20 protein-coding genes and 5 pseudogenes are annotated in these 25,995 nt (G+C 60.3%); 6 read left to right on the top strand and 19 right to left on the bottom strand.

Going from position 1 to position 25,995, the window contains the following annotated elements:
* Positions 1-346: 346 nt before the first annotated feature.
* From ACM530_RS29195 to ACM530_RS29175, 5 genes and pseudogenes are all read right to left on the bottom strand, one after another.
* Positions 347-649 carry a YciI family protein gene (locus tag ACM530_RS29195; RefSeq protein WP_416363860.1) on the bottom strand — a complete coding sequence of 101 codons (303 nt, stop codon included), beginning with the start codon at positions 647-649 and terminating at the stop codon, positions 347-349.
* A gap of 31 nt (positions 650-680) precedes the next feature.
* Positions 681-1,571: a TIGR00366 family protein gene (locus tag ACM530_RS29190; protein ID WP_416363859.1), complete on the bottom strand. Its 891-nt coding sequence runs from the start codon at positions 1,569-1,571 to the stop codon at positions 681-683.
* 91 nt (positions 1,572-1,662) lie between these two features.
* Positions 1,663-1,854: pseudogene (locus tag ACM530_RS29185) on the bottom strand (MFS transporter); the annotation flags it as partial.
* 230 nt (positions 1,855-2,084) lie between these two features.
* Positions 2,085-2,219: pseudogene (locus ACM530_RS29180) on the bottom strand (muconate cycloisomerase); the annotation flags it as partial.
* Positions 2,220-2,366: 147 nt separating this feature from the next.
* Positions 2,367-3,407: a zinc-dependent alcohol dehydrogenase family protein gene (locus tag ACM530_RS29175; RefSeq protein WP_416363858.1), complete on the bottom strand. Its 1,041-nt coding sequence runs from the start codon at positions 3,405-3,407 to the stop codon at positions 2,367-2,369.
* Positions 3,408-3,591: 184 nt separating this feature from the next.
* Here ACM530_RS29175 and ACM530_RS29170 point away from each other — a divergent pair, with 184 nt between their 5' ends.
* Positions 3,592-4,074 carry an Lrp/AsnC family transcriptional regulator gene (locus ACM530_RS29170; RefSeq protein WP_242200169.1) on the top strand — a complete coding sequence of 161 codons (483 nt, stop codon included), beginning with the start codon at positions 3,592-3,594 and terminating at the stop codon, positions 4,072-4,074.
* Between the two features lie 243 nt (positions 4,075-4,317).
* Here the strand turns inward: ACM530_RS29170 and ACM530_RS29165 are convergent, their stop codons facing one another.
* Positions 4,318-5,001, bottom strand: a complete 684-nt coding sequence (locus ACM530_RS29165; RefSeq protein ID WP_242200168.1) for a response regulator — start codon at positions 4,999-5,001, stop codon at positions 4,318-4,320.
* A gap of 3 nt (positions 5,002-5,004) precedes the next feature.
* The gene (baeS, locus tag ACM530_RS29160) at positions 5,005-6,390 is read right to left on the bottom strand and encodes a sensor histidine kinase efflux regulator BaeS (protein ID WP_416363857.1); all 1,386 of its coding nucleotides are present in this window, start codon (positions 6,388-6,390) and stop codon (positions 5,005-5,007) included.
* A 145-nt stretch (positions 6,391-6,535) separates the two neighbouring features.
* Between baeS and ACM530_RS29155 the strand changes: the two genes are divergently transcribed.
* The 4 genes from ACM530_RS29155 (at position 6,536) to ACM530_RS29140 (ending at position 13,036) form a co-directional block, all read left to right on the top strand.
* Positions 6,536-7,720 carry an efflux RND transporter periplasmic adaptor subunit gene (locus ACM530_RS29155; protein ID WP_416363856.1) on the top strand — a complete coding sequence of 395 codons (1,185 nt, stop codon included), beginning with the start codon at positions 6,536-6,538 and terminating at the stop codon, positions 7,718-7,720.
* 2 nt (positions 7,721-7,722) lie between these two features.
* Positions 7,723-10,857 carry an efflux RND transporter permease subunit gene (locus ACM530_RS29150; protein WP_416363855.1) on the top strand — a complete coding sequence of 1,045 codons (3,135 nt, stop codon included), beginning with the start codon at positions 7,723-7,725 and terminating at the stop codon, positions 10,855-10,857.
* Positions 10,854-12,248 (top strand): efflux transporter outer membrane subunit, encoded by a 1,395-nt coding sequence (locus ACM530_RS29145; RefSeq protein WP_416363854.1) that lies wholly within the window; start codon positions 10,854-10,856, stop codon positions 12,246-12,248. The genes ACM530_RS29150 and ACM530_RS29145 overlap by 4 nt, the downstream gene beginning before the upstream one ends.
* 86 nt (positions 12,249-12,334) lie before the next feature.
* A complete protein-coding gene (locus ACM530_RS29140) occupies positions 12,335-13,036 on the top strand; it encodes a VacJ family lipoprotein (protein ID WP_404488393.1) in 702 nt (233 codons plus the stop codon).
* Between the two features lie 45 nt (positions 13,037-13,081).
* On the opposite strand, the gene ACM530_RS29135 is transcribed toward ACM530_RS29140, so the two are convergent.
* The 12 genes and pseudogenes from ACM530_RS29135 to ACM530_RS29080 form a co-directional block, all read right to left on the bottom strand.
* Positions 13,082-14,617, bottom strand: coding sequence for a diguanylate cyclase (locus tag ACM530_RS29135; RefSeq protein WP_416363853.1), 1,536 nt, complete (start codon positions 14,615-14,617; stop codon positions 13,082-13,084).
* 195 nt (positions 14,618-14,812) lie between these two features.
* A pseudogene (locus ACM530_RS29130) lies at positions 14,813-15,014 on the bottom strand (alcohol dehydrogenase catalytic domain-containing protein); the annotation flags it as partial.
* A gap of 88 nt (positions 15,015-15,102) precedes the next feature.
* On the bottom strand, positions 15,103-16,743 hold the full coding sequence (locus tag ACM530_RS29125; protein ID WP_416363852.1) for an AMP-binding protein: 1,641 nt from the start codon (positions 16,741-16,743) through the stop codon (positions 15,103-15,105).
* A 78-nt stretch (positions 16,744-16,821) separates the two neighbouring features.
* A pseudogene (locus ACM530_RS29120) lies at positions 16,822-17,103 on the bottom strand (methyl-accepting chemotaxis protein); the annotation flags it as partial.
* Between the two features lie 3 nt (positions 17,104-17,106).
* A pseudogene (locus ACM530_RS29115) lies at positions 17,107-18,105 on the bottom strand (PAS domain-containing protein); the annotation flags it as partial.
* A gap of 28 nt (positions 18,106-18,133) precedes the next feature.
* Positions 18,134-19,384, bottom strand: a complete 1,251-nt coding sequence (locus tag ACM530_RS29110) for a GTP-binding protein (RefSeq protein WP_416363851.1) — start codon at positions 19,382-19,384, stop codon at positions 18,134-18,136.
* Positions 19,381-20,043, bottom strand: coding sequence for a nitrile hydratase subunit beta (gene nthB / locus ACM530_RS29105; protein ID WP_145163491.1), 663 nt, complete (start codon positions 20,041-20,043; stop codon positions 19,381-19,383). The genes ACM530_RS29110 and nthB overlap by 4 nt, the downstream gene beginning before the upstream one ends.
* 41 nt (positions 20,044-20,084) lie before the next feature.
* Positions 20,085-20,678 (bottom strand): nitrile hydratase subunit alpha, encoded by a 594-nt coding sequence (nthA, locus tag ACM530_RS29100; protein WP_145163493.1) that lies wholly within the window; start codon positions 20,676-20,678, stop codon positions 20,085-20,087.
* 85 nt (positions 20,679-20,763) lie between these two features.
* A complete protein-coding gene (locus tag ACM530_RS29095; protein WP_416363850.1) occupies positions 20,764-22,278 on the bottom strand; it encodes an amidase in 1,515 nt (504 codons plus the stop codon).
* 189 nt (positions 22,279-22,467) lie between these two features.
* The gene (locus tag ACM530_RS29090; protein WP_416363849.1) at positions 22,468-23,334 is read right to left on the bottom strand and encodes a transporter; all 867 of its coding nucleotides are present in this window, start codon (positions 23,332-23,334) and stop codon (positions 22,468-22,470) included.
* 83 nt (positions 23,335-23,417) lie between these two features.
* Positions 23,418-24,476 carry a phenylacetaldoxime dehydratase family protein gene (locus ACM530_RS29085; RefSeq protein WP_416363848.1) on the bottom strand — a complete coding sequence of 353 codons (1,059 nt, stop codon included), beginning with the start codon at positions 24,474-24,476 and terminating at the stop codon, positions 23,418-23,420.
* A gap of 42 nt (positions 24,477-24,518) precedes the next feature.
* A complete protein-coding gene (locus ACM530_RS29080) occupies positions 24,519-24,680 on the bottom strand; it encodes a hypothetical protein (RefSeq protein WP_369302697.1) in 162 nt (53 codons plus the stop codon).
* Between the two features lie 359 nt (positions 24,681-25,039).
* Between ACM530_RS29080 and ACM530_RS29075 the strand changes: the two genes are divergently transcribed.
* Entirely contained in the window at positions 25,040-25,975 is a 936-nt protein-coding gene (locus ACM530_RS29075; protein ID WP_145163500.1) for a helix-turn-helix domain-containing protein, read from the top strand.
* Positions 25,976-25,995: the final 20 nt, after the last annotated feature.

Here is a 25,995-nt window from a genome sequence, read left to right as displayed (position 1 = left end):
AGGGAACTGACGTTTAATGCACAAAGCCGGTAGCGCGGGATTTAGGTGTGTCTCGATGATTCACCTAATGACGATCCTACGCAGTTACCGTCCAAATTTGCTCTTGAAATACCCAAAAAACAAGTCCAGAATTGAGTCTTTTCCTGCCTCGGCAAGAAAATAAACCCCTTAGATTTCAATGGGTCGGACGCCAGATGCGAGTCTCGTTTCCCGCTCCAAACACAAAGAAAAAGCCACTCTAACGAGTGGCTTTTTTTTGCCTGGGATTTACGCATACGTCGGCGCTTGGCCCGCTATTTGTCGTGCCTGGCCAAGCACTGTCCAGGGGCACCTGGTGGTGCCGTGGTCACTCGGTCAGCAGGTTTTTACCGAGCACGTAGCTTTTTCGCCAACGGGTGATCTGCACGTTGAGAAACAGCCCTGCCTGGTAGAACGGGTCGCCCTCGATAAACGCCTGTACCTGTTCGCGGGTATCCAGTTCGACGATGTAGAACCCACCGCCCAGGTCGCTGGCATCGTCATGCAACTTGGCGCCACACGCGATCAACAGCGCCGCGTGGCGGTCCAGGTACGCCAGGTGGCTGGGCCGGTGGCGGCTGCGGACCGCCTGGCTGCCAGGCTTGTCCCATGTTTCGATTACAAATGGCATACGCAGACTCCTGAAAATGATGACTCGGGATTCACGGGTGGCCCAGGTATCCCCACAGCAGAACGGTGCAAATGTAGATGGCACCGACCCAGAACATACAGATCACGGTGTAGCCCATCACATCCTTGAGTTTCAGCCGGGACAGGGCGAGGGCCGGGAGGATCCAGAACGGCTGCACCAGGTCGTTCCAGGCGTTGCCCAGCATCACCGCCATGGAGGTCTGGGCCAGTGAGCTGTTCAGGGCACGGGCAGCTTCGATCATGAAAGGGCCCTGAATCGCCCAGTGGCCGCCGCCGGAGGGGGCGAAGAAGTTGATCATGAACGAGCTGATCAAGCCCCAGAAGGGCAAGGTCTGCTGGTTGGCCACGTCGACAAAGACCCTGGAGACACTGTCCACCAGGCCCGAACCGGCCATGATCGCCATGATCCCGGCGTAGAAGGGGTACTGGAGAATGATCCCGGTAATGGTCTTGATGCCCTCATTGAGCTTGGCTATGTACTGGGCCGGGGTGCGCAGCAGCAGGATGCCGAGGAACAGGATCAGAAAGTTGACCTTGTTCAGATCGAGGTTGGCTCCGCGCAAAAAACTCACGGCGACGTAGCCCAGACCCAACAGGCCCACCGCCAGGCTCAGCAGCCTACTGTTGTTGAGCCGAGTGGCCACGGTGTTGTCGGCGAACAGCCCGTCCACGCTCTGGCCGCTTTCATCCTTGGCGATGTACTGGCTGGCGTCGATCTCGGTCACCTGTTCCCCCTGCCGGGGGTGCAGGGCTGCATTGAGCAGAGGCAGCGTTACCAACACCACCAGGGCTGTGAGCAAGATCGGCCAGGAAAAAATCGTTTCGCCCAGGCCTATCAGGCCCATGCTTTTCTGCATCGGATGCCCGGGAGTGGAGATAAGGACCGGGATGGTCGCCGACAACCCCAGGCCGTAGTCCCAGATCGCTGCCGGCGATGCCGCAAGCCACCGAGGCGGCGGCAAAGCCAAGCATGCCAAGCATGAAAATCCGCCGTGGCCCGTACCTGTCCCCTAAACGCCCGCCGAGGATCAGGAACAGCGCAAAGGCTGCGGCGTAGATCGACACCGACGCCTGCATCAGGCCATCGCTGGCTTTCAGGTCGGCCTTGATAAAGGGCAGGGCGATATTGACGATGAAGTAATCCAGGGGCGGCAGGAACGATCCACCAGCAGGATCACCAGGCATACCCAGCGTCTGGCCCCGGTCTGGGTCACGGGCGGCTCCGGTGTCAGCATTGGCGCGCCTGCTGTCCGAGGTTTTCCCGAGCGCTGGCGCCCAGCTCAAGCAGCGTCTGAGCCAGCAGGTGTGGATGGGTGAGCATGGCCAGGTGCCCGGTGGCCAGGCAGCGGCTGGGTCGTCCAGGCCGAACCAGTCGGCGCTGCCCAGTTTGAGCGTCGCTCCCTGGTGTTCTCGTCGATGCCGTCGCTACAGCGTATCCGCAGGATCACGGTAGTTTGGGTTTCGATGGTATGCATCGCCAGCCGGTGTGGCCTGAGGGTCGGCAGCTCGACGATGTGAGCTTCGACCCGTTCAATAGAGATGGGGTGCATGGAGGCGGTCATTCCTTGAGCTGCGTGTCGATGGGGTCCTGATGAACTCAATGGTGTTGCTTTGGTTGGGAGAGGTCAAATACCCAGGAGGTGATGATCAATACTTAATGGGTATTGTGGCCTGGGTACTGTTGCGTCCTGCCTGAGCTAGAACTCGGTCACAACCGTTACGCCGGCCGTCTCGAAGCGATCCATGTTCATCAACGCGTCGATGGACTGCTCCAGGCTGATGGTTTTACCCACGAGTTTTTCCGGGGCGAGTTTTCCGCTGGTGATCATCTGGACCATGGCGTCATAACGATGCGCTTGCATGCCGTGGCTTCCGTAGATCTCAAGCTCGTGCGCGATGACTTTGCTCATGGGGATCGCCGGTGTGGCGTGGTCGGCGAGCATCAGGCCTACCTGGACGTGTTTGCCTCGACGGCGCAGGTTGTTGATGGAGTTGAAGCACGTGGTGGGATGGCCCAGTGCATCCAGTGAGACGTGGGCGCCACCCTGGGTGATTTCCAGCACGGCTTCGGTGACGTCCGCAACGGCTTGTGCGTTCACGGTTGCAACGGCGCCGAGCGAGCGCGCCAGCTCTAGTTTTTCCTGGGAAATATCGATGGCGATGACGTTCGCGCCGAGGGCGTTGGCGATCATCACTGCGGACAGGCCGACGCCTCCGCAGCCGTGCACCGCAACCCACTGTCCGGCGCTGACTTTGCCCTGGTCAACGACGGCGCGGAATGAAGTGGCGAAGCGACAACCCAGGCTTGCAGCGGTGGCAAAGTCCATGCTCTCAGGGAGTGCCACGACGTTCAGGTCGGCCTGATGGATACCGACGTATTCAGCAAACGAACCCCAGTGGGTGAAGCCCGGTTGAAACTGTGTGTTGCAGACCTGCTGGTTACCGCTGTTGCACTCGGGACACGCGCCACACCCGCCTACGAAGGGCACCGTCACACGGTCGCCGACCTTCCACCGGGTAATGTCGCGGCCAACCTCGGCCACGATGCCGGCAAGCTCATGCCCGGGAACATGCGGCAACTGGATGTCCGGATCATGGCCCTTCCAACCGTGCCAGTCGCTGCGGCAAACGCCCGTGCCCCTCACCTGTATCACCACACCGTGACGCTCCGGCGTCGGGTCTTCGACGTCCATCAAGCGCGGCGGTTTGGAAAAGGCTTCGTAGACAACTGCTTTCATGAAAGTAACCTCCACCTTGATAAACGCGGCGCTGTATTCGATGGCTTTCCTATGCGGGGCTGCTCGAATCAGCGGTGATCCATTATGTGCAAATGGGGTGAAATTGCTTTTCAGATTGCGATTGATAGTTTGCGCCAAATGAAATTAATCTCCGTGAGCTGGCACATAATTGAAAGGATCAACCATGCTCGAGCGTTTGGATAAGGTGGACATTGCAATATCAGAGCGACTGCAGCGAGATGGACGACTGTCGAATGTCAAATTGGCGGAGCAACTTTCCCTCAGCGAAGCATCCTGTTGGCGTAAACAAAAGCGCCTTGAGGAGTGCGGGGTGATTGAGGGGTATCAAGCCATCCTGAATCGCAGAAAGCTGGGCCTGGGGGTGATGGCTTTTGTTCAGATTTCCTGCAGTGATCACAGTGAAGAGGCCACGGAAAAGTTTGAAAAAATCATCGCCTCGGCGCCTCAGGTACTCAGTTGTCACAACACAACGGGCGAGGCGGATTTTTTACTTCAAGTCGTCGCCAGGGATTTGGACAGTTACAGCAGATTCGTCGAAAAGGTGCTGCGAAAGCTCCCGGGCGTTTTGAGTATCCGCTCGAACCTGTCGCTGCGAGAAATGAAGACCACGCAGCGTTTTCCGCTGGCCGAACTCCTGAGTATCTGAGGGCCTGCGGCGCCCGGCCTCGCCTGCGCGCACAGCCCTAAGACGCGAAAGATAAATACCCAGGTAAACGGCGATAGCCGGGGAAATCAGACGCTTCTTTGACGTCTTGGAGCCGGTATTGCTCGAAGCCCTATGCGTTGAAAATGCCGAAGATTAAATCGTCGGCGCGCGATCCGAAATGGACGCACCGAGGGTCTTGCCCAGACATCGCATTCACGCCAAGGCCGTCTCTTCGACGGGACCTCAGGCGTCGGCAAGCTGAAACCGATAGCCCACTCCATACAACGACTCGATGGGCGTTTCTCCAGGGCACGCCTGCTCCAGCTTGCGTCGCAGGTTGCGGATATGGCTGTCCACCGTACGGTCGGTGACCACGCGGTGGTCGGAGTAGATCTTGTCCAGCAGTTGGTCGCGGGAAAACACCCGCCCGGCGGAGCGTGCAAAGGTGCTGAGCAGTCGCAGCTCAAGGGGGGTGAGGTCCAGCGCGATACCGTCGAGTGAGGCGCGGTACTGCGTTTCGTCGATCAGCAGGCGCGGTGGGGCGCTGCTCAGCAGTTGGGGACCGCGGCGCAGGATGGCCTTGATCCGGGCAACCACTTCGCGCGGGCTGAAAGGCTTGCAGATGTAGTCGTCGGCGCCCAGGTCCAGCCCCAGCAGGCGGTCCACCTCTTCGACGCGGGCGGTGATCATGATGATGGGCACGGCACTGAACACACGCAGGTCCTGGCAAACTTGCATACCGTCACGGCCGGGCAGCATCAGGTCGAGCAGGATCAGGCGCGGTGTGTGGGCGCGCACGGTCGGCACCACCTGCAAGCCGTTGTCCAGGCACAGGGTCGGGTAGCCTGCCGCAACCACATAATCCTGCATCAATGCGGCCAGCTTCGGTTCGTCTTCGACAATCAGGATCGGGCTTTCGTCGTTCATGAGTCAGATGTTCCTTGGCAGACGCAGGGTCAGCCAAAGCCCCCCAAGCGGGGAGTGCGCGGCGTCAAGGCTGCCGCCGTGGGCGAGGGCGATGCTGTGACAAATCGCCAGCCCCAGGCCGGCCCCGCCACTGCTACGGTTGCGCGACGATTCGCCACGATAGAAGCGCTCGAACAGGCGCGGCAGTTGCTCGGCCGAAACACCAGGGCCGGAGTCGAGGAGCTCGAGGCACACCTCGGCGCGATCCTGGGAGGCGCGGATGTGTATGACCCCCCCCGGATCGGTGTAGCGCACGGCGTTCTCCAACAGGTTGGAAAACAATTGCTGCAAGCGATTGGCGTCGGCGAACAGCTCCAGCGGTTGGGACGGCAAGTCCAATTCGACGCGCAGGTACCGGGTATTCAAACGCTCCTGGAACATCGACACGCTGGCTTGCAACAAGTGATCCAATGAACACACGCTCTTGCGGTAGGTCAGTGCGCCGATATCCGCCAGGGAAAACTCATACAGGTCATCCACCAGTTTGCTGAGCATGCTGACCTCGCCTTGCAACGACTTCATCGAGCCTGGGTTCAGGGTGCGTACGCCATCCTCGATGGCCTCCAGCTCGCCACGCATTACCGACAGCGGGGTGCGCAGCTCGTGCGAAACGTCGGCCATGAACTCGCGACGCATCTGTTCATTGCGCTCCAGGGTGTAGGCGAGCTGGTTGAAGTCACGGGCCAATTGGCCCACTTCGTCATTGGAGGCCACCGCCACCCGACTGCTGTAGTCACCGCTGGCCAGGCGGTGAGTCGCTGCGGCCACCCGTTTGACCGGTTCCAGCAACGTTCGGGCGATCCACCAGGCAATCAGCATCGCCAGCAACAGCGAAAACGCGCCCATGACCAAACTGGTGCGTAACTGGTATTGCTGGAACCGTTCGCCGCCGGCCTCGGTCACGCTCTGGAACGGGGTCACGGCCAGCCAGCCCACGGTTTCGTCGCCCACGACAACCGGGCGCAACAGCGCGTCGTCGCCAATATCCGGGTAACCGTTCACGCGTTTTTTGTGTTTATCCAACAAGGCGATGCGAAATAGCGCGCCTGTCAGGTCGGAGGCCAAAGGCGTGCGCAGGTCGTTCTTCGCCGGATCCTCGCCAAGTTCGGGCCGCATGATGTCGAACCAGCGGTCCGGCTGGTTGCGCAGGAACTCCCAATTGCCTTCGCGCGCGTAGGCGCTGGCCAGGCGCGGCAGCACGGGCGCCATGCGCTCCAGCGCCTGCTCATTGAGGTACCCGAGAAAGCCCCGCCCAAAGCTCCAGCTGGTCGCCAGGCCCATGCTCAGGATGACCAGCAACACACCGGCCAGTACCGCAATAAACAGCTTGGTGGAGATACTCAACTTCATGGAGGCGGGCCGTCGGGAATGGATGGTGACCATTTAGGCCCTGGCGAGCGAAAGATTCAACCCGGCGGGGCAATCTTCAATTTTCCTGCACATTTGCCTCGCAGCATGGCGCTGACTCAAGTCATCCCGTCTTGCAGAGGCTGCTATGTCGACGAAAATAATCGCCAAATTCCTGGTCACCGCCGCGGTGCTCCTGTCCTTGATCATTTTGGTCATGCTGGGCGGCTGCTCCGGCGGCGAGCCACTTCCTGAGGCGGTCACCCCCAAGGTCTCGGTGATCAGCATAAAACCCCAGAGCCAAGTGCTGACCACCGAGCTGGCGGGGCGCACCCAGGCCTTCATGGTGGCGCAGATTCGTCCGCAAGTCGGTGGCATCGTCCAGCGGCGGCTGTTTGTCGAGGGCGCGGATGTCAAGGCCGGGCAAGCGTTGTACCAATTGGATGCGGCGCCCTACAACGCCGCACTGGCGCAGGCCCAGGCGAGCCTGGCCAAGTACCGCGCCACGCTTAAATCGGCGCAGGCCACTGCCAGGCGCGACGCCGAACTGGTGAAGATCAATGCCATCAGCCAGCAAGACAACGAGGACGCGCAAGCGACGTTGCTCACGGCGGCCGCCGACGTGCAAGTCGCCGCAGCTGAAGTCGAGACCGCCCGGATTAACCTCGCTTACACACGTATTACCTCGCCGGTCAGCGGGCGCATTGAAACGTCCACTGTGACCCCCGGGGCGCTGGTGGTGGCTGATCAGGACAGCGCGTTGACCACGGTGCAACAACTTGATCCGATCTATGTGGATGTCACCCAATCGACTACGGAACTGCTGCGGCTCAAGCGTGACCTGGCCAGCGGGGCCTTGCAGTCCAACGGCGAGGGGCAGGCACGGATCAGTCTGAAGCTGGACGATGGCACCGCCTACAACCATGAGGGGCGGCTCAAGGTCAGCGGCGTCAGTGTCAACGAGGGCACGGGCACCGTGACCCTTCGCGCAGAGTTCGCCAACCCGGACCACCTGCTGCTGCCGGGCATGTATGTGCGCGCGGTGCTGGAGCAGGCGCGCAATGATCAGGCCATTCTGATTCCGCAAAAAGCGGTAAACCGCAGCGCCAGCGGTGTGACCACCGCGTTGCTGGTGGTTGACGGCAAGGTTGAACAACGCGAGCTGACCATCGATCGCGCGGTGGGTAACCAGTGGTGGGTCACCGCAGGCCTGAACGCGGGGGACCAGTTGATCGTCGAAGGCGGGCAAAAGGTTCGTGTCGGCGCCGCCGTAAACGCGCAAGACGCCACTACCCAGGCGGCTACGGCGCCGACTGCTGTGAAGGCGGGTTGAACATGGCGCACTTTTTTATTGATCGACCTATCTTCGCCTGGGTGATCGCCATCGTGATCATGCTCGGTGGTGGCTTGTCCATCAGCCAGTTGCCGTTGGAGCAGTACCCGGACATCGCGCCGCCCACGGTCACGATTTCTGCCACCTACACCGGGGCCTCGGCCAAGACCGTGGAGGATTCGGTGACCCAGGTCATCGAACAGCAGATGAAAGGCCTGGATAACCTGACCTATATGTCAGCCACCAGCAGTTCGGCAGGCAGTGCCAGCATCAGTTTGACCTTTACTGCCGGCACTGACCCGGACGTCGCCCAGATGCAGGTGCAGAACAAGCTGCAACAAGCGGAGTCGAGACTGCCGCAAACGGTACAAAGCGAAGGCCTGACCGTGACCAAAGGCGGCTCGGACTTCTTGATGATTGTCGCCCTGGCATCGGATGACCCCAGTGTCACCGGTACCCAGATCGGCGACTACATTTCCACCACCTTGCTGGACTCCATCAGCCGAATAGACGGCGTTGGCGATGTGCAGACGTTGGGGTCGGGCTACGCCATGCGTATCTGGCTGGATCCCGCCCTGTTGGAAAAGTACGCGTTGATGCCCTCGGACGTCAGCAGTGCACTGGAGGCGCAGAACACTGAAGTTTCCGCCGGGCAGCTCGGCGCCTTGCCGGCGATCAAGGGTCAGCAGTTGAACGCCACGATCAGCGCCCGCAGCAAACTGCAGACCGTTGAAGAGTTTCGCAATGTCGTCGTCAAGTCCAACAGTGATGGGGCGGTGGTGTTGCTGGGCGACGTCGCAACCCTGGAGTTGGGCAGTGAAAGCTACGACATCAGTTCGGCCCTCAACGGCAAACCCGCCGCAGCCATGGGGGTGCAACTGGCGGCTGGCGCCAATGCGCTGAATGTCGGTGAGGCAGTCAAGGCCAAGCTCAAGGAGATGGAGCCGTTCTACCCGACAGAAATGCAGCTTAAAAACGTGATTGCCTACGACACCACGCCATTTGTCAGCCTGTCCATCGAGGAAGTGGTCAAGGCCCTGGGCGAGGCCATCGTGCTGGTGGTGCTGATCATGTTCCTGTTCCTGCAGAGCCTGCGGGCAACGCTGATACCGGCGATTACTGTGCCAGTGGTGCTGCTGGGCACGTTCGGTGTGCTGGCGCTGTTCGGCTATTCGATCAACACCTTGACCATGTTTGCCATGGTCCTGGCGATCGGTTTGCTGGTGGACGACGCCATTGTGGTGGTGGAAAACGTCGAGCGGTTGATGGGCGAGGGGCTGTCGTCCATGGCCGCCACGCGGCAATCGATGAGTGAAATCAGCAGTGCACTGGTCGGTATCACCCTGGTGCTGAGTGCAGTGTTTATTCCCATGGCGTTTTTCGGTGGTTCCACCGGGATTATCTATCGGCAGTTTTCGGTGACCATTGTCTCGGCCATGGTCCTGTCGGTGTTGGTGGCGATGACCCTGACACCCGCGCTCTGCGCGTCGTTGCTCAAGGCGCGTGGCGGCCAGGCGCATACGGCTCAGCGCGGGTTCTTCGGCTGGTTCAACCGCACCTTTGAACGGGCCAGTGCCGGTTATGAGCGCTGGGTGGGGGCGGTGTTGCGCCGTTGGGGACGCAGCCTGCTGCTTTACGGCGTGGTGCTGGTGGTCATGGCGGTGGGCTACATGAGCCTGGCCACTTCGTTCCTGCCGGATGAAGACCAGGGGATCCTCCTGGCACAGATCCAGTTACCGGTCGGCGCGACGGACAGCCGCACACAGGCCGTGATCAAGCAGTTCGAAGACTACATCCTGAAACAGCCCGAAGTCGAAGCGATGATCAGCATCAGCGGGCTGGGCATGGGCGGCAACAGTCAGAATACCGCGCGGGCATTTATTCGCCTCAAGGACTGGTCCGAACGCGGTGGCTCTGGTGAGGGTGCGGCCGCCATTGCCCAGCGGGCGACCATGGCGCTGTCGAGCATCGGCGATGCCGATGCGTTCGTCATGCAGCCGCCGACCGTGCGCGGCCTGGGCCAGAGCTCGGGGTTCGACCTGCAACTCAAGGACCTCGGTGGCCTGGGCCATGATGCGTTAGTGGCGGCCCGCGAACAGTTCCTGGAGTTGGCCAGGAAAGACCCCCGCTTGCTGGGCGTGCGCAGCAACGGCCTGGACGATGCACCGCAGCTCAAGGTCAGCATTGACGACCGCAAGGCCGGGGCCTTGAGCTTGAGTACCAGTGACATCAACACCACATTGTCGACGGCGCTTGGCGGTACTTACGTAAACGACTTCCTCAACCAGGGCCGGGTGAAAAAAGTCTATGTACAGGGCCAGGCAAACTCGCGCATGCAGGCGGCGGACCTTGATCACTGGTTTGTGCGCAACAGCAACAATGAAATGGTGCCGTTTTCGTCCTTCGCCAGCAGCTCCTGGAGTTACGGCTCGCCGTTGCTGGAACGCTACAACGGTAACGCCTCCCTGGAAATCGTTGGCGACCCTGCGCCAGGGGTGAGCTCCGGGGACGCGATGAACGCGGTGGAAGCCATTGTCCGGCAATTGCCCCAGGGCATCGGCTACGAATGGACCGGGCAGTCCTATCAACTGCGCCTGTCGGGCTCCCAGGCGCCGCTGCTCTACGGCATCTCCGTGTTGTTTGTATTCCTGTGCCTGGCCGCGCTCTATGAGAGTTGGTCGGTGCCGTTTTCGGTGATCCTGGTGGTGCCCCTGGGGGTGATCGGTGCGGTGCTGGCGACCCGTGTCGCCGGGTTGAGCAACGACGTGTATTTCCAGGTCGGGTTGTTGACCACCGTGGGCCTGGCCGCGAAAAACGCGATCCTGATCGTTGAGTTTGCCAAGCACTTGCAAGAGCAGGGCAACAGCGTGATCGACGCGACGCTGATCGCCGTGCGCCAACGCCTGCGGCCGATCCTGATGACCTCCCTGGCGTTCATGTTCGGCGTGTTGCCGCTGGCCTTGAGTACGGGCGCAGGCTCCGCCGGGCGCCAGGCCATCGGGACCGGGGTGCTGGGCGGCATGTTCAGCGCGACGGTGCTGGGGATTTTCTTTGTGCCGCTGTTTTTCGTGCTGATCCGCCGCCGTTTTGGCCGCGTGCACAGCGCTAACCAATCTGCCCCGACAGGTGATGCATGATCAAGTCACACTGGCCTTTGCTGGCCGCCATGGCCCTGGGCGGTTGCGTCAACCTGGCACCGCAGTATGAGCGTCCCGCTGCACCGGTGTCCGAGCAATGGCTGCCTGCAGCCAGCCTGCCAAAAGGGCAGGCTGGGGCTGATATCAAATGGCAGCAGTTCTTTACCGACAGCCGCCTGGCGCAGTTGCAGGTATTGGCGCTGGCCAATAACCGCGACTTGCGTTTGGCCAGCCTGAACGTTGAGAAGGCCCAGGCGCAGTACCGCATCAAGCGTGCAGACCTGTTTCCCACTGTCGACGCGAGCGTCAGCGGCACCCATACCCGTACTCCGGGGTCGCTGTCCAACTCCGGCGCGGCGGCCACCACTCACGATTACAGCGCTCAATTGGGGCTGAGCAGTTATGAGCTGGACGTGTTTGGCCGGGTTCGCAACCTGCGGGATGAGGCGCTGGAAGACTACCTGGCGCTGACGGAAACCCGGCGCAGCACGCAAATCAGTCTGGTGGCCGAAGTGGCCACGGCCTGGCTGACCCTGGCCGCCGACAACGAACGGCTGCTGCTGGCCCAGCAAACCTTGACCAGCCAGTTGGCCACCTACGACCTGACCCAGCGCAGCTACACCTTGGGCGGCGCTTCTGCGTTGTCCGTGGCGCAAGCCCAGACCACGGTCGAGTCGGCACGGGGTGATGTGGCGTCCTACGAGAGCCAGATCCTGCAGGACCGCAATGCCTTGCGCCTGTTGGTCGGCAGTGATCTGCCCGAGGCGCTCTTGCCGGGGACGCACCTGGAATCGGCGGCGGTGCTGGTGGAGATTCCGGCGGGCCTGCCCTCCAGCTTGCTGCAACAACGCCCGGACGTGCTCTCGGCCGAACATACGCTCAAGTCCGCCAACATTGATATTGGCGCGGCCCGTGCGGCGTTTTACCCGAGCATCAGCCTGACCGCCAATGCCGGCTCGTCCAGTGCGGCATTGGCCGGCCTGTTCAAGTCCGGCAGCGGTGCCTGGACCTTTGCCCCGAGCATCAGCGTGCCGATTTTTGACGGCGGGAGTAACCGCGCGACCCTGGATTCGGCCAAGGTAAAACGCGAGATCCAGGTGCAGACCTATCAGCAAACCCTGCAAACCGCCTTCCGCGAAGTGGCCGATGCGTTGGCGGTGCGCAGCACCCTGGATCGCCGTATCGCCGCGCAACAGGCGCTGACCGACGCCAGCCGCAAAAGCTTCGAACTCTCGGATGCCTTGTATCGGGGCGGCTCGCAAAGCTACCTCGAAGCCCTGGATGCGCAACGCTCGCTCTACAGCGCACAGCAGGACCTGATCACGCTGCGCCTGACCGAGCAGAGTAATCGCATCACGTTGTACAAAGTGCTGGGGGGCGGTTGGAATTAATGGCCCTGCCACGTGCACACATCACCGCAGCGAAGGAACGGCTTGCGCGCATCAAATCAGATGACTTCTTTGAGTGGGGAATAACCATGTGTGCCTTTCGTTCCAGTGTAAGCCGTTGCGTCCAGGTGCTTGTCTGCGCCTGCTTCATCACGATCTCACCGCCTTCGCGTGCGGACGCCGGCGCAGATCCATGGGAAGGTATTAACCGACCTATTTTCTCATTCAACGACACGTTGGATACCTATGCACTCAAACCACTTGCCCAGGCCTACCAATTCGTCACTCCCCGGGTTGCTCAAGACGGCATTCATCATTTTTTCAATAATCTGGGGGAGGTCAAAAATCTGTCCAACAACTTACTTCAAGCCAAGTTTCATAGTGCCGGCGTGGATACGAGTCGCTTTTTACTCAACAGCACGATTGGCCTGGCGGGGTTGTTTGACGTCGCGACGCCCATGGGGCTGCAGCGCAGTGATGAAGATTTCGGTCAAACCCTCGGTTACTGGGGGGTGAATAGCGGCCCTTACCTGGTACTGCCGCTCCTGGGGCCAAGCACACTGCGCGATGCGCCTGCCATCCTTCCTGATGCCTACACCAATCCGGTCCGCTACATCGGCGACGTTCCTACCCGTAATAGCCTTTACGGCGTGAGCCTGATCGACGGACGGGCTCAATATCTGACGTCCGAAAAGCTCATTACGGGCGATAAGTACAACTTCATTCGAAGTGTCTATCTGCAAACCCGAGCGTTCAAGATCAACGGGGGAGCCGTAAAGGACGACTTTTGATCGGGACGTGACCCACCAGGTCGTGATAACCCTGCATCCGGCTTGTTACACATTGGCAAGCTGGACTTGATCACGACCCTTTGATTTAGCACTGTACATAGCGCTGTCCGCACGCCGCATGAAAGCATCAAATGACTCCGATGGCACCCACGCCGCGACGCCGAAGCTACACGTTACCTGACCCGCCTCCTCAAAGGGCAGGGCGCTGACGAGGGCTCGAAGCTTTTCCGCCAGCCGCTTTGTGTCGTGCAGTTCGCTACCCGGGCAGATCAAGGCAAACTCTTCGCCACCTGTTCTGCACAGTAGATCGGCTTTGCGCGTTGCCGAACGTATTCGTGTACACAATGCCTTCAGCACGTTGTCACCGCATTGATGCCCTCTGCTGTCGTTGATGCGTTTGAAGTGATCAACGTCGAACATGATCAGCGATAGAGGCTGGTAGTGGGTGTTAGCTTCAATGAGCAGGCGTTCCATCAGCTCTTCGAAGTGCCTGCGGTTATACACGCCCGTCAGGTGGTCGGTAATGTTCAATAAACGCAGGGCTTGCGTGCGCTCTTCAACAAGAGACAGGGCCCGCGCGCGCTGCGTGATCAGCAAGTACACCATTAATGTCATCAGCAGCGTCAATCCTGTTCCGAACACGGCAATCAGACTGATAAACGATGCGTGACTGTTGGAGCTCAAAAAGGCTGAGGTTGGCCGAAACCGCATCAAGTAGTGTTGGTCGGCTACTTTCAACACGCGCTGAGCGTAAAGCGGCGATGGGGCAGCCGGCGATAAGCTCTGATAAATGTTGTCTTCCTGATGCTGTGTGTCGGTCAATGACAGCGTTACGTTCAGTCGTTGCAGACTGGGTAACGGAATGCTTTGTTCCATCAAGGAGGCCAAGCGCATTGTCGAGATGATGAAGCCCTGCAAACCTTCATCGTTCACTGGCGCCTCGGAGGACTCTTTGAATACGGGAGCGACAAAGAAAACCCCGGCCTGGCCATTGCTCATTTTCAACGGTTCCGACACGACCATTTGATGTGTTTCTCGTGCCTTCTTCAACAGGGCCTCGCGATCCGGGCGGGCGATGACATCCATGCCAGGGGTAACCTTCACGTCATCGCGCTTGGATAAATAGAGCAAGACCATGTGTTCCGGGCGACGGGTGAGGGGGGCTTCGGCACCGGTGATTGGATTGATCTCATGATACGCAAAGTCACTCGTACCATTGAGCAGCGCCTTGGTGTGAAATACTTGTAGATCCTGCTCGAGAATCCTCGGTACCCAACCGTACGTTTCGCCCTCCTCGACGAGAGGCGTGACGAACCCCATAAACTCCTTTTCCGTGACATCGTCGGCGTTGATGAAGAAACGCCTGACGGTGTCCAGTTTCAAGTCTTGAACAGTAAAACGTCGCTGCAAGCGACTGAATCGTTCGTCAACCTCCAGTTGGAACGCAACGGCAACGGTGCGCTGCTCTGACCCGTGGTAAAGAATCAGTACCAAGCTCGTTACGGCCACCCCGGCCAGGCACACAAGAATGCAAAGGGTCACGTCGGATGCTTTAAGGGCGCTCTTACGAAAAGGCATCATTTCGTGTTCCTTACTCATCGCCAAAACGAACTGCAACCGCCTGAAGGGCTTTCTCGATTATCGGCACACCTGCCAATATCTTTATAGATCAGGTACGGCAATACGGCGTTTATAGAGTAAGCGAGGAGCCCACACATCTGCACAGATTGTCGGTGGCAGGTGATTGAGTCTAGAACGCGGTCACGACGGGAACGCCGGCTGTGCGACGAGGTTCAGGTCGGCCTGGTGTATACCGACGTACTCGGCAAACGACCCCCAATGAGTGAAGCCCGGTTGAAACTGGGTAGTGCAGACTTGCGGGTTACCGCTGTTGCACTCGCGACACGCGCCACATCCGCCTGCAAAGGGCGACCGTCACACGGTCGCCGACCTTCCACCGGGTGATGTCCCTGACAACTCCAGGGCTCTGCGCTGGACTTCCGAGCGGCTTAGCACAACACTCGCGCCGTGCTGTACACACGTAGCCGCTCCCGACGGCCCCGGCCTTATGTGTCGAGCGCCTGCTGCCTTGCCATTTCCTGGTTGCGCAGAATGAACCGCTGCAGTTTGCCACTCGGTGTCTTGGGCAGTTGTTCAACGAACTCGATTTCCCGTGGGTACGCATGTGCGGCCAGGCGCTGTCGCACATGCAGGCGCAGGACTTCAGCCAACTCGGCGCTTGGCAGGTACTGACGGTTCAGTACGACAAACGCCTTGATCAGCTCGGTGCGTTGCGGGTCGGGTTTGCCGATGACGGCGGTTTCAACCACCGCCGGGTGTTCGATCAGCGCACTTTCCACATCGAAAGGCCCGACGCGATAACCGGACGTGGTGATCACGTCGTCGTTACGGCCGACGAAGCTGATACTGCCGTCGTCATTGAGCTCCACGATATCGCCGCTCAAGTAATAGCGGTCGACAAAGGCCTTGGTGTGCATACCGAAGTAGCCGTTGAACCAGCACAGGGGCGAGCGCTCGCGATCCACCGCCAGCACGCCTGGCCGGCCAGTCGGCAATTCGCGATGTGCGTCATCCAGCACGACAATCCGGTACCCCGCAACCGCATAACCGGCCGAGCCCTCACGTACCGGGTGGCGCAAGCCGTGGTGATTGCACAGCACCATGCCGATTTCAGTCTGGCCGTAGTGGTCGTGGATGACCACGCCGAGTTCTTCGGCAAACCACCGAATGACTTGCGGGTTGAGCGGTTCGCCGGCGCTGCTGATGACACGCAGGTGGCCACGCACGGCGTCGGCGAACTCAGCCCCTGCTGCGATCAGCAGACGATAAGCCGTCGGCGAGCCGGCCAGGTTGCTGATCGCATACTTGGCGATGATCCGGCAGGTACTGTCCACCGCAAAAGGGCCGTCATAGAACAGCGTGGCACGGCCACACGCCAGCGGGCCGGTCACTGCGTAGTACAAACCATAGGCCCAGCCGGGGTCGGCGAGATTCCAGAAATGGTCGTCCTCTCGCAGGTCAATCGAATCACGCATATAGCCCTTGAAGGCCAGAATGGCGCTTAACGGTACCTCCAGCGGCTTGGCCGGCCCTGTGGTACCCGACGTGCACATCAGCAGGAACGGTGCGCTGGCGTCCAGCAACTCAGGCGCGCAATCCGCCTGTTGACGACTCAGGGCGGCCCAGAAGTCGTAATCACCCGGGCGCCGTGGATCAGCGCCGGTCACGATGACAGGGGGGCAGTCAGTGACCTCGTCGAGCTTGGGGCGATTATGAGCATCGGTCACGATCCAGCGTGCCTCGGAGCAGCCCAACCGCTGCTCGATCGCCTTTGGGCCGAATGCAGTGAAGAGCGGTTGGTAGACCGCGCCGATGCGCCAGGTACCCAAAATGGCAATCAACAGTTCAACCGTGCGTGGCATCAGGCCTGCTACACGCTCGCCCGGCTTGACCCCTTGCTCTCGCAGAAAGTTGCCGAAGCGCGCAGCCTGTGCCTGCAGTTCGCTGAAGGTGTAGTGCGTGGCGTGGCCATCCCGGGTTTCGCAATACAACGCCACGGCATCACCGTCGGCGTGCCGGTCGCAGCATTCGATGCATGCGTTCAAGGCGGCCAGCTCGCCGTGCAAGTCCTGGGCGGCCAGTTGTAGATAATCGAAAGATCTCACTGCTGAGTCGTAATCGCGCATAACGTACCTGATTATTATTGTTGGAATATGCCCTGTGTGCACTGGCCCAGTGCACGCGCTTTCATGGTGTCAGCTGTCCATCATTTCGGCTGCTTGCTGCGTGGCCTGGCTGGTTCGGGTGGCCAGCTTGCGCACTTCATCGGCGACCACGGCAAACCCGCGCCCGGCCTCGCCTGCGCGCGCCGCCTCAATGGCGGCGTTCAACGCCAACAGGTTGGTTTGGCTGGCAATGCCCTGGATGGTGGCGACAATCTGGGTCAACTTGCTGAGGGTTTCCTGCATCACCCGATGTTGTTCCGCCTGAGCCTCACGCATCGTGCTTTCTTCATGGTGGGCATGGATATCGGTGATGGCGCCCACCACTCTTTGCGGTGAGCCGTCCTGCGCGCGGCGCGTTTGCCCCCGGCCGCGAAACCAGCGGTAAGCGCCACTTTTATGTTTGAGTCGATAATCCACATCAAACGGGGTCTTGCCGCTGCGGTCATCAACGTGGGCGACAAACGCTGCGATTGCCCGCGCGCTGTCCTCGGGATGCAGGCGCGAGGTCCAGCTTTCCAGGGTATTGGGGAACTCTTCAACCGTGCTGCACCCCAGCAGCCGGCGCATTTGCGAAGACCACCAAATGGTATTTGTCGGGTTCGCAGGGTCGCCAGCCACGACCTCGATGTCCCAGAGCCCGTCATGCAGCATCTCCCGGGAAATGTCGAAACGTGTGGCCGCCAGTTCGAGCGCTTCGGTGTGCAGGTGCTGGTCGTGAATGTCACGCAGGGTCCCACCGATGGCGAGCGGTACGCCTTGCGTATCGCGACATGAATCGCCGCTGATCCTGCACCATCGATAGTCACCGTCTGATGCGGACTTCATCCGCACCTCGAGCGCAAAGGGCGTCCGCCCGTTGCGGTCGGCAAGATGCCTGGCAAGCGCCTCCAGGTGCGGTTGCCGATCAGCCGGGTGTAGCTGTTCGCTCCAACGGCCAAGCTGATCAATACCTTGGGCCTGGATCGATGCAGACCCCGTCCACTCCATCCTGGACTCCGCCGCGGGTGCGGCGGCGCCCTCCAGGTCCAGCGACCAGAACAGTTCATCTGCGCCTCGGGTGATCAGTGCCCAGCGTGCTTGCAACTGGCGCAAATGTTTGTCGCGGTCAGCCAGGCGCTCGTCCAATTGGCTGACGTGCAAGGTCAGTGCGCGCGTTTGCTCCTTCAGGGCTTGTCGCTCCTGCAGCAGTTGCTCGACGCCTGCAAGGATGCGGCGCAATAACGGGTGGTTCGACGATAACGGCGTGCTCGCCTGGTCAGGCTGCTCCAGCCTGTCGGCAAGTGGCGCCAGTACCCAGCGGGTGGTTCGGCTGAAAAAAAGCATGGAACACCTCTACCTCGATCAAATGGGTTCAGCCTGCAAGCGAGGGCGTCGGGCATGTCGACAAGGCCAGGGCGTCAAAGGCTGTCGCCCCCGGCAGGGCTTGCCAGGCCGACGGGCCTGCGGCGATTTCCTGAGCACTCAGCAGGCAGTGGTCGAGTTCGCGCTGCAACGTGTGGGTATCCAGATCCTGGCCGATGAAGACCAGCTCTTGCCGGCAATCCCCGACAATGCTGTCCCACTTGGCCATGATGCTTTGCAACCGATATTCATCCCGCGGCCATTGCGACGGCTCGATGAAGTTCCACCAGTGGCCGACATAGTCCCACTGGAACTGCTTGCCGCTCTGCACCAGCAGGCCGGTTTCCCGGTGTCGGCTGGCGAGCCAGAAGTAACCTTTGCTGCGCAGCAGACGCCCGTTGCACCAGGGCCGCTGGAGAAAGTCGAACAATCGCTTTGGGTGAAAAGGCGCGCGCTCGCGGTACACCCAGGACGTCACGCCATAGGTGTCCGACTCGGAGGCCGGTGCGTCGCCGGCCTCCATTTTCTTCATCCAGCCCGGCGACGCCGCAAGGCTGGGCAGATCAAACAGATGGGTATCGAGGATGCTGGATAACTCAACGTTACCCTCAACCATCGGCACGATCCGCGCGGTCGGGTTAAGGCCGGCGAGGATCGCGTGCACGGCCTGGTAGCCAGGCTCATCGAGCAGGTCCAGTTTGTTGACGAGAATGACGTTGGCATACTCCACCTGCTCGATCAGAAGGTCCGCCAGAGGGCGCTTGGGTGTGTCCTCCTGCGCGTCGTCGCGTGCCACGGTGTCCGGCGACGCCAGCAACGCCTGAAAACGACTGCCATCGACCACCGTCACCAGCGTATCGAGCCGTGCCAGTTCGCTGAGGCTGAAGCCCTGTGCGTCCAGGAAAGCGAACGTCTCCGCCACGGGCATGGGCTCGGAGATCCCGGTGGATTCAATCAGCAGGTAATCGAAACGCTGCTGGCGTGCCAGGGCACTGATCTGTTCGAGCAGATCGGCGCGCAGCGTGCAGCAGATGCAACCATTGCTCATCTCGATCAACTCATCGCGGCCACGGTGCAGTGATACGTCGCGCTGCACCTCTTCGGCATCGATGTTGACTTCGCTCATGTCATTGACGATGACCGCCACCCGCAGGCCTTCGCGATTGCGCAGGATATGGTTGAGCAGGGTGGTTTTGCCGGCGCCGAGGAAGCCGGAAAGTACCGTTACCGGCAGTCGGCCCGCCTGGGCGCCGTCAATCATGTGTTCACCGCAGGTTGGCTTGCGGCCTTATCCAGGTAGCTTTCGAACAGGTCGACCACCACCAAACCCTCATCTGCGGCGTCCCCCCACAGGTCCTGAGTGCGAAACTCGACGTGGTAGGTGGGCTGATGCGCCGCGCTCAGGTCGCCATGGCCAATCGCGTCCGGGAATGGCCACTGCACGGATGTGCGGTGCAGGACCACGCCTTCTTTGCCACGCACGTAGGCGGGCATGCGGGTATGCCCGGCCACATACTCGTCTCGCACGAGCACTCGGTCGCCCACCTCAAAGTGCGCTCGACCGGTGATCGCCGGGCGACCTTCAGCATGAGCGGGATTCGCCAGCTTGAAGTGAGCACCCAGGGCCTGATCGAGTTCCGCCTGGGTGATGACGCCTGTTTCGACCAGCAGGGTGGCGGTCGCGATGACATAGCGTTCGTAGTACTGGGTGCCGACATGTTGACGAACATCCAGGCGTTCGACGGCGTGGCGTATTTCGTCCACGCTGAACTTTTTCAAGTGATCGGCACCGACAAACATCAGGCTGTAGGCCAGGTGCTCCCAGTCCTGCTTGAACACCTGTTTGTAGCTCAGGCTGTTGATGGTATGAGGGACCTTGCCAAAGCCTTGAAAACCACCGAGATCGTGAAAACCATCCATCGTGAATACCTCTGAAAAGTGAAAGAAACAAAGCGCCCCGGTTACGCTACGTGCGGTAGCGCCACGCCGATAAGGACATCCTTGGTGATCAATTTTCGAAGCGCTTCTTCATCCATCGATTCGCTCCCCTGCGGCCGCACAGGCAGCACCAGGTAGCGGCTTTCGGCGCTGGTGTCCCACACCTTGATGGTGACCGAGGCCGGCAGGTGCGTGCCCAATTCCCGCAGGACGGTGCGCCCTTCGCGAACCAGCCGCGCACGGAATTCGAAGCCCTTGTACCACTCCGGCGGCAAGCCGAGCACAGGCCAGTTGGTGCAGGAGCACAGGCTGCACACAATCACGTTTTTCACGCTGGGCGTGTCTTCCAGGGCAACGATGTATTCACCCTGCGGGCCGGTGTAGCCAAACTGGGCGCACGCTGCGGTGCCGTCCTTGAGCAGCAGTTCACGAAACTGCGGGTCCACCCAGGCCTTGGCCACAATCCGAGCACCATTCTCTGGGCTCCATTCGTGCGCCATCAGCTGTGTCATGTGCTCGATGTAACCGTCGGGGATCAGGTCCTTTTGCTTGAGCACTTGCAGTAAAGCCTGTGCTCGTTCGCCCGGGGTTGACGTGTTTTTTTCAGGTGTGGTCATGGGTTGATTCCTCATCGTTGATCTTCCAGGCAGCGCCTGACGGCTTATTCTTTTTGCGCTGCTTCTTTTGGCGCTGCAGGACCGGCTAAGAGTTTTTCCAGTCAACAGACGCTTCGAACGCCGCGGCAGCCTGGTAAATCGTGCCTTCGGCATAGTGCTTGCCCACCAGCATGAGCCCGACAGGTAAGCCGTCTACCAGGCCGCAGGGAATCGACATGGCCGGATGGCCGGTGATGTCCTGGGCGGAGGCGTTGCCGATCATTTCCAGGGCTCGGGCCACATACTCGGTGATCGAGCAACCCGGCTCCGGGTGGGGCTGGGCAATGATCGGCACGGTAGGCATCACCAGCAGGTCATAGCGCGCCAATGCCGCGTCATAAGCGGAGCGTGCCAGGCGCCTGAGGTTTTGCGCCTTGGCGTAGAAACGGCCGTTGTAGCGCTCGACACCGTATTGACCGACGAACATGCACAGCTTGAGAGAGGCCGACAGGTCATTGGCCTGATCGCGCCATCCGGCTTGCTTGTCCAGCAACCCGACGTCATACAGCCCTTGCCAGTTAAAGCCGGCCCCATTGCCGTGCATCATCTGCATCGTCAGGCCCTCACAGCCGATGGGGTGCCACAGCGAACCGGCAATCTTGTGTTCCGGTACCGACACCTCCTCGACCTGCGCGCCCAGCTGCGAAAACCGTGCGATGGCATTGCGTACAGACGAAGCCACACGCGGGTCCTGGTTGGCCAGTTCGAAGCCTTCGCGCAGGATGCCGATCCTGAGACCGCTCACGCCGCGCTCCAGGTAATCGCTGTACGTGTCGACCTGCGGGGCGGCTTGTCGCGGATCGAGCCCGTCCGTGCCGGCCATCACCTCCAGCATCAAGGCGTTGTCGCGCACATTGGCGGTGATGGGGCCGGCATGATCGATGGTCGCTTCGATGGCCATGATTCCGGTGTAAGGCACCAGGCCGTGGGTCGGCTTCATGCCGTAGGTGCCGCAGAATGCGGAAGGAATCCGGATGGACCCGCCCTGGTCGCCGCCGACTGCCAGGTCGACCTCGCCCGCGGCAACCAGCGCCGCGCTGCCGGAAGACGATCCACCCGAGGCAAACCCATGGCGATAAGGGTTGTGCACCGGTGCGGGGTCGGAGGTGTGACTGCCACCGGACAGGCAGTAATGCTCGCACGTGGCCTTGCCGAGGATGGTTGCGCCCGCATCCAGCAATCGGGTGACGACGGTGGCGTCGAACGCTGGAACGTGGCCCTCCAGCGGCTTGGCACCATTCATCATGGGCACGCCAGCCAGTGAAATATTGTCCTTGAGCGCGACCGTTTTACCGGCCAGTTTGCCTTCACGGGCGCCGCTGACTTCCGTGCGCAAGTACCAGGCGTTCAGTGGGTTGTGTGCGGCCGATGGACGATAGCCCGAGCTGCGTTCGTAACGTACAGGCGGGATAAAGTCGGGCAACTCGTCAATCAGGTCGTAAGCGTCGAAGCTTGACTGCATAAGAAGCAAGTATTCATCAGCTTGCTCGGGGCTGAGCTGCATGTGCAGGCTGCTCGCGATATCCAATAGCTGCTCAAGGGTGGGGCGAACGATTGCCATGGTGGGGCGGTCCTTATCGTCAGTGGCCGAAGAGCACTGTGTACTCGTCAATATCGGTGGGCTTGGTGCTCAAGATAGTCCGCGCCTGCGGTCGCAGGCTTGGTTGGAAAAGACATCGACTTGGCTGAGCCGGACAGCCCTGCGCCAAGGCAGCAGAGGTCTGCGATGGCTGTCCGGTGGACGCTTGCGTCAGAAGATGCGGGCGTAACGCAGGTTCATGCGAAAGTCTTCCTTGGCGCCATAGTCCACCGAGAGATCCTTGCCCAACTGCAGTTGGATCTGGTCCTTGGGGGTGACGAATTTGGTGGCCGTCAGACGGAAGTTGGTTGTCCCCAACTCGTTATCCTGATTGACGTGCTCGACGTTCGTCTCGCCTCCCCAGGTGCGCCCGACGCCGATAGCAAATGCGGTGGTGGCGTCCGGCATGTAACGGCCCATGATCTGTGCTGCGTAGGAAACGTCTTGCTTCATACGGTCGGCATTCGCACCATAATCAGTGTTGTCGCCATACCAGGTAGCGCCGCCGACCAGGTCCATTGCCCATTGTTCTGTGAAGTGCTTGACGTAGGCACTCTGCAGTTCGAACTTCCAGCGGTTCTCACCGATATTCAGCGCGTCATTCTTGTCGTAAGTGCCAGTGGGTACGTACAGATAGGGGGCGACACTGAGGGTGTCGCGGGCTTCGTTGAGCCGCCACTTGACCGGCGCGGTCAGGATCAAGTCGCCGACGCCACGGGTACTGCCCAGCGTCGAGGCATCACCTGCACTGGAGACGTGCCCGAACGGCAAAAGGAATTGCGGGTCGATGGTGACCGTGTCGCTGAGCGCGTAGACATGGAGCAGACGCAGAATGCCGACGTCTGAGCTCAACCTGTAGTCAGAGCTGACCTTGTGCCCGTTGGCGTAAGCCGAGTCCGTGGTGGAGTGCTGGTAATAAATCGCACCGATGGTCGCGCCGACCGGGTATTGCTCATAGTCGCCAGGGGCTACTTCACCGGCGTTCGCGTGAAGTGCGGGCAACAGGGTGGAGAGTGTCAGCAGGCGAATCTTATTCATCTTTTATTCCTCGCACAGGGAGACCGGGCCACCCGGGGAGGGGGGCAAGGAAGCCGAAATTGGGCTGTAAGCGCCGATGGCGCTCAGGCGGTTGGCGACAGCGCGTCGCGCAACATGCCGGTCTGCGAGTGACAGTTGATGTACTCGAATACCTGGCTCTTGGCGTCTGACACGGACACTTCGTGGTACAGCCGTAACTTTTTCAAACCCGCGGCCACGCGGAAGAACGTCACGAAAATACGCAGGTGGGTAGGGTGGGATTCGGCCCAGCGTTCGAGTTTTTCCACCGAGCGCCAATGGCCGATGTTGTAGCTCAGGTCGAGAAAGTTGCCGTCCATGTCGATATTGCGCACGAACCTGTTGCTGTAGCAGCCCAGGGGTTGGCCGTTGTCACGCAGGAAGTCCATGCCGTCCTGCAAGGTCGGCAAAATTTCGTCGAGGTACAGCGAGCGTTCGTCCGCCTCGGCATCCGCCCAATCCTGGCCTGAACGAATCAGGGTGAGGTTGTCATGCCCCAGCACCACGACCCGTCCGCCTTTGGCAGGGTCACCCGCGACCACTTTCAGCTCAGTGTTGGGCTTCATCCAGTCGGTCTGGGAGATCGGGAAGCGGTCGCGCATCGAGCCCCAGTAACCGTGTTCTTCGATCTCGCCACTGGTGGTATCCATGACTGCGCCGACACCGGGCAAGTTTTCCTGGAAGGCGTACAGGGTCTCGAACTGCTCGGCGCGCGGGGCGGTGATTTCGCGGAAATAGCCCAGGCCGTCACTGAGCCGATCCGGCGAACTCCACCAGTCATTGACCTGGGATGAGCGCAACCAGCGACAGTGGGCGCCAGGGTCTTTCCAGTACCCGACCACAATCAAATTATCAAAACCGCTGCTGTCGGTGTGGTGGGTCAAATCATGGGTTTGCGGGCCATCGGCCAGGCTGAAGCTGCCGACGATATAGCGCATTGCCTGCAATGCAGCCTCGCGCTGGGCCTCGCCACGATATTGCACGCCGAGATAGGCCATCACCACCTGTTCCAGCTGCTCGTCAGCGCGCGCGACCCACATCGGGAACGGCGGTTGATACTCGTCGGGCACGCGGCGGGACAGGGTGCGTGGGCATTTGAGATGTGTGTCGATTGCAGATTCCATGTTGAGCTCCTCGTTATTTTCGTTCAGGCCTACGGGTGGGCGTCAGCGCTTCGGCGGCAGGTCGCGCTTGGCGACCTGCCATCGGTGCAGCAGCGTCATGGCCCCCCATTCAATCAACCAATAAGCCGACTCTTCAGGTGCGAGGTCGCGCCTTTGCAGAAGCCAGGAGGAATCAGCCATTCGTTGTGAATAGGGTCGATGCATGGCATGCCTCATCAGCGGTGGGGTGAGCTGCTGTGAGGTGGAAATTAGGCTGGGCGGCGAGGGCGCGCTTTGTTCGACGAGACAACCGTTTGGTTGGAAAAGACAATGCTGAACTGCAATTGCACCTGTGGTCCGCGTTGGTGCACGTGAGCCAACCGCGTGACGTGCGGTGCTTCTAAATGGGGATGACGGCGAAGACGACAGCACCGAAGCCTGGCGAACGTCTCGATGGAAATCGCACGGCGGCACCTGAAGAGGCCTGCGGCTGCGCTTGGCCTGCTAATTGCTTTTGAAGGCTGGATATTGGCCGCAAATCAAACCTATCGAGCGTCAATTGCATCGTTGTTGAGGTCAGTGCCATGAACCCAAGCACGCAGTATTCGACCCTTGCCGTAGCGGCGCCCCGTCGCTTTGATTACTGGAAAGAGGTGGTTTGCCGCCACTGCCTGTCGGCAGATAGCAAACCCTTGTCCCAGAGCAGTTTTGACGGAGCGCTTGCCATCAACACTGTCGGCGATCTGGACATCTGTTCGTTGTCATCGCCGCTGCATTACTGGGAACGCTCCGAGCGGCACCTGCGCAGCGGACCGGCTGAAGATTTATGGTTGGGCTTCTCCCGAAATGGCCATGGACAAATTGAGCAAGGCGGAAGAAAAGCCAACCTGGCAACCGGAAATTTGTTTCTTTATGACGCAACTCAAGCGTTTCGATTCAGCTTCGGTGGTACCGAAAACCACCTGGTCCGTATTCCGCGAGCCTTGCTGACCGAGCGTCTGCCACGGATCGCCGATTACACGGCGATGGTCCTCGACGACCGGCGCCCCGGCGTCATTCCACTGCGTGAAATGTTGCGACAGGCTGCGAGCGCACCGACGTCGTTGCAGGATGAGCACATCTCGAATCGTTATTCAGGCGCATTGATTGACCTGCTGGTGATCAGCCTGGAACTCCAGGACCTGAAGACAACCCACCAGGAGCTGGACCTCTACGGCCGCATCATGAAGTACATTCAACGGCACCTGACCGAGCCGGACCTGTCGATTGAAGTCATCGCGCAAGCCCACAATGTGTCCACGCGAACCGTTACGCGCGCCTTCGCGCGGTACCAGAAAACCCCGGTTGCAGAGATTTGGAAGGAGCGTCTGAATGCCAGCCGTGAGGCGATCGAGCGTGGCCAGGTGCGCAGCGTGTCCCAGGCGGCGCTGGACTTCGGGTTTTCTGACTTCTCCCATTTCAGCCACGCGTTTCGCAAGGCCTTTGGTGTTGCGCCCAATACCCTCTTGCGTCGAAGTTGAGGCGCTTGATGCGCAAACGG

The sequence above is a fragment of the Pseudomonas sp. NFX183 genome (genome assembly GCF_047943075.1).
In the GTDB taxonomy this organism is placed as follows: Bacteria; Pseudomonadota; Gammaproteobacteria; order Pseudomonadales; family Pseudomonadaceae; genus Aquipseudomonas.
The sequence above is the reverse complement of the archived record's forward strand: the minus strand, read 5'-3'. Positions and strand labels throughout refer to the sequence as shown.

Coding starts and splice junctions, on each gene's coding strand:
- ACM530_RS29195 (WP_416363860.1), bottom strand. CDS start 649: ATGCCATTTGTAATCGAAACATGGGACAAGCCTGGCAGCCAGGCGGTC.
- ACM530_RS29175 (WP_416363858.1), bottom strand. CDS start 3,407: ATGAAAGCAGTTGTCTACGAAGCCTTTTCCAAACCGCCGCGCTTGATG.
- ACM530_RS29170 (WP_242200169.1), top strand. CDS start 3,592: ATGCTCGAGCGTTTGGATAAGGTGGACATTGCAATATCAGAGCGACTG.
- ACM530_RS29165 (WP_242200168.1), bottom strand. CDS start 5,001: ATGAACGACGAAAGCCCGATCCTGATTGTCGAAGACGAACCGAAGCTG.
- baeS (WP_416363857.1), bottom strand. CDS start 6,390: ATGAAGTTGAGTATCTCCACCAAGCTGTTTATTGCGGTACTGGCCGGT.
- ACM530_RS29155 (WP_416363856.1), top strand. CDS start 6,536: ATGTCGACGAAAATAATCGCCAAATTCCTGGTCACCGCCGCGGTGCTC.
- ACM530_RS29150 (WP_416363855.1), top strand. CDS start 7,723: ATGGCGCACTTTTTTATTGATCGACCTATCTTCGCCTGGGTGATCGCC.
- ACM530_RS29145 (WP_416363854.1), top strand. CDS start 10,854: ATGATCAAGTCACACTGGCCTTTGCTGGCCGCCATGGCCCTGGGCGGT.
- ACM530_RS29140 (WP_404488393.1), top strand. CDS start 12,335: ATGTGTGCCTTTCGTTCCAGTGTAAGCCGTTGCGTCCAGGTGCTTGTC.
- ACM530_RS29135 (WP_416363853.1), bottom strand. CDS start 14,617: ATGATGCCTTTTCGTAAGAGCGCCCTTAAAGCATCCGACGTGACCCTT.
- ACM530_RS29125 (WP_416363852.1), bottom strand. CDS start 16,743: ATGCGCGATTACGACTCAGCAGTGAGATCTTTCGATTATCTACAACTG.
- ACM530_RS29110 (WP_416363851.1), bottom strand. CDS start 19,384: ATGATTGACGGCGCCCAGGCGGGCCGACTGCCGGTAACGGTACTTTCC.
- nthB (WP_145163491.1), bottom strand. CDS start 20,043: ATGGATGGTTTTCACGATCTCGGTGGTTTTCAAGGCTTTGGCAAGGTC.
- nthA (WP_145163493.1), bottom strand. CDS start 20,678: ATGACCACACCTGAAAAAAACACGTCAACCCCGGGCGAACGAGCACAG.
- ACM530_RS29095 (WP_416363850.1), bottom strand. CDS start 22,278: ATGGCAATCGTTCGCCCCACCCTTGAGCAGCTATTGGATATCGCGAGC.
- ACM530_RS29090 (WP_416363849.1), bottom strand. CDS start 23,334: ATGAATAAGATTCGCCTGCTGACACTCTCCACCCTGTTGCCCGCACTT.
- ACM530_RS29085 (WP_416363848.1), bottom strand. CDS start 24,476: ATGGAATCTGCAATCGACACACATCTCAAATGCCCACGCACCCTGTCC.
- ACM530_RS29080 (WP_369302697.1), bottom strand. CDS start 24,680: ATGCATCGACCCTATTCACAACGAATGGCTGATTCCTCCTGGCTTCTG.
- ACM530_RS29075 (WP_145163500.1), top strand. CDS start 25,040: ATGAACCCAAGCACGCAGTATTCGACCCTTGCCGTAGCGGCGCCCCGT.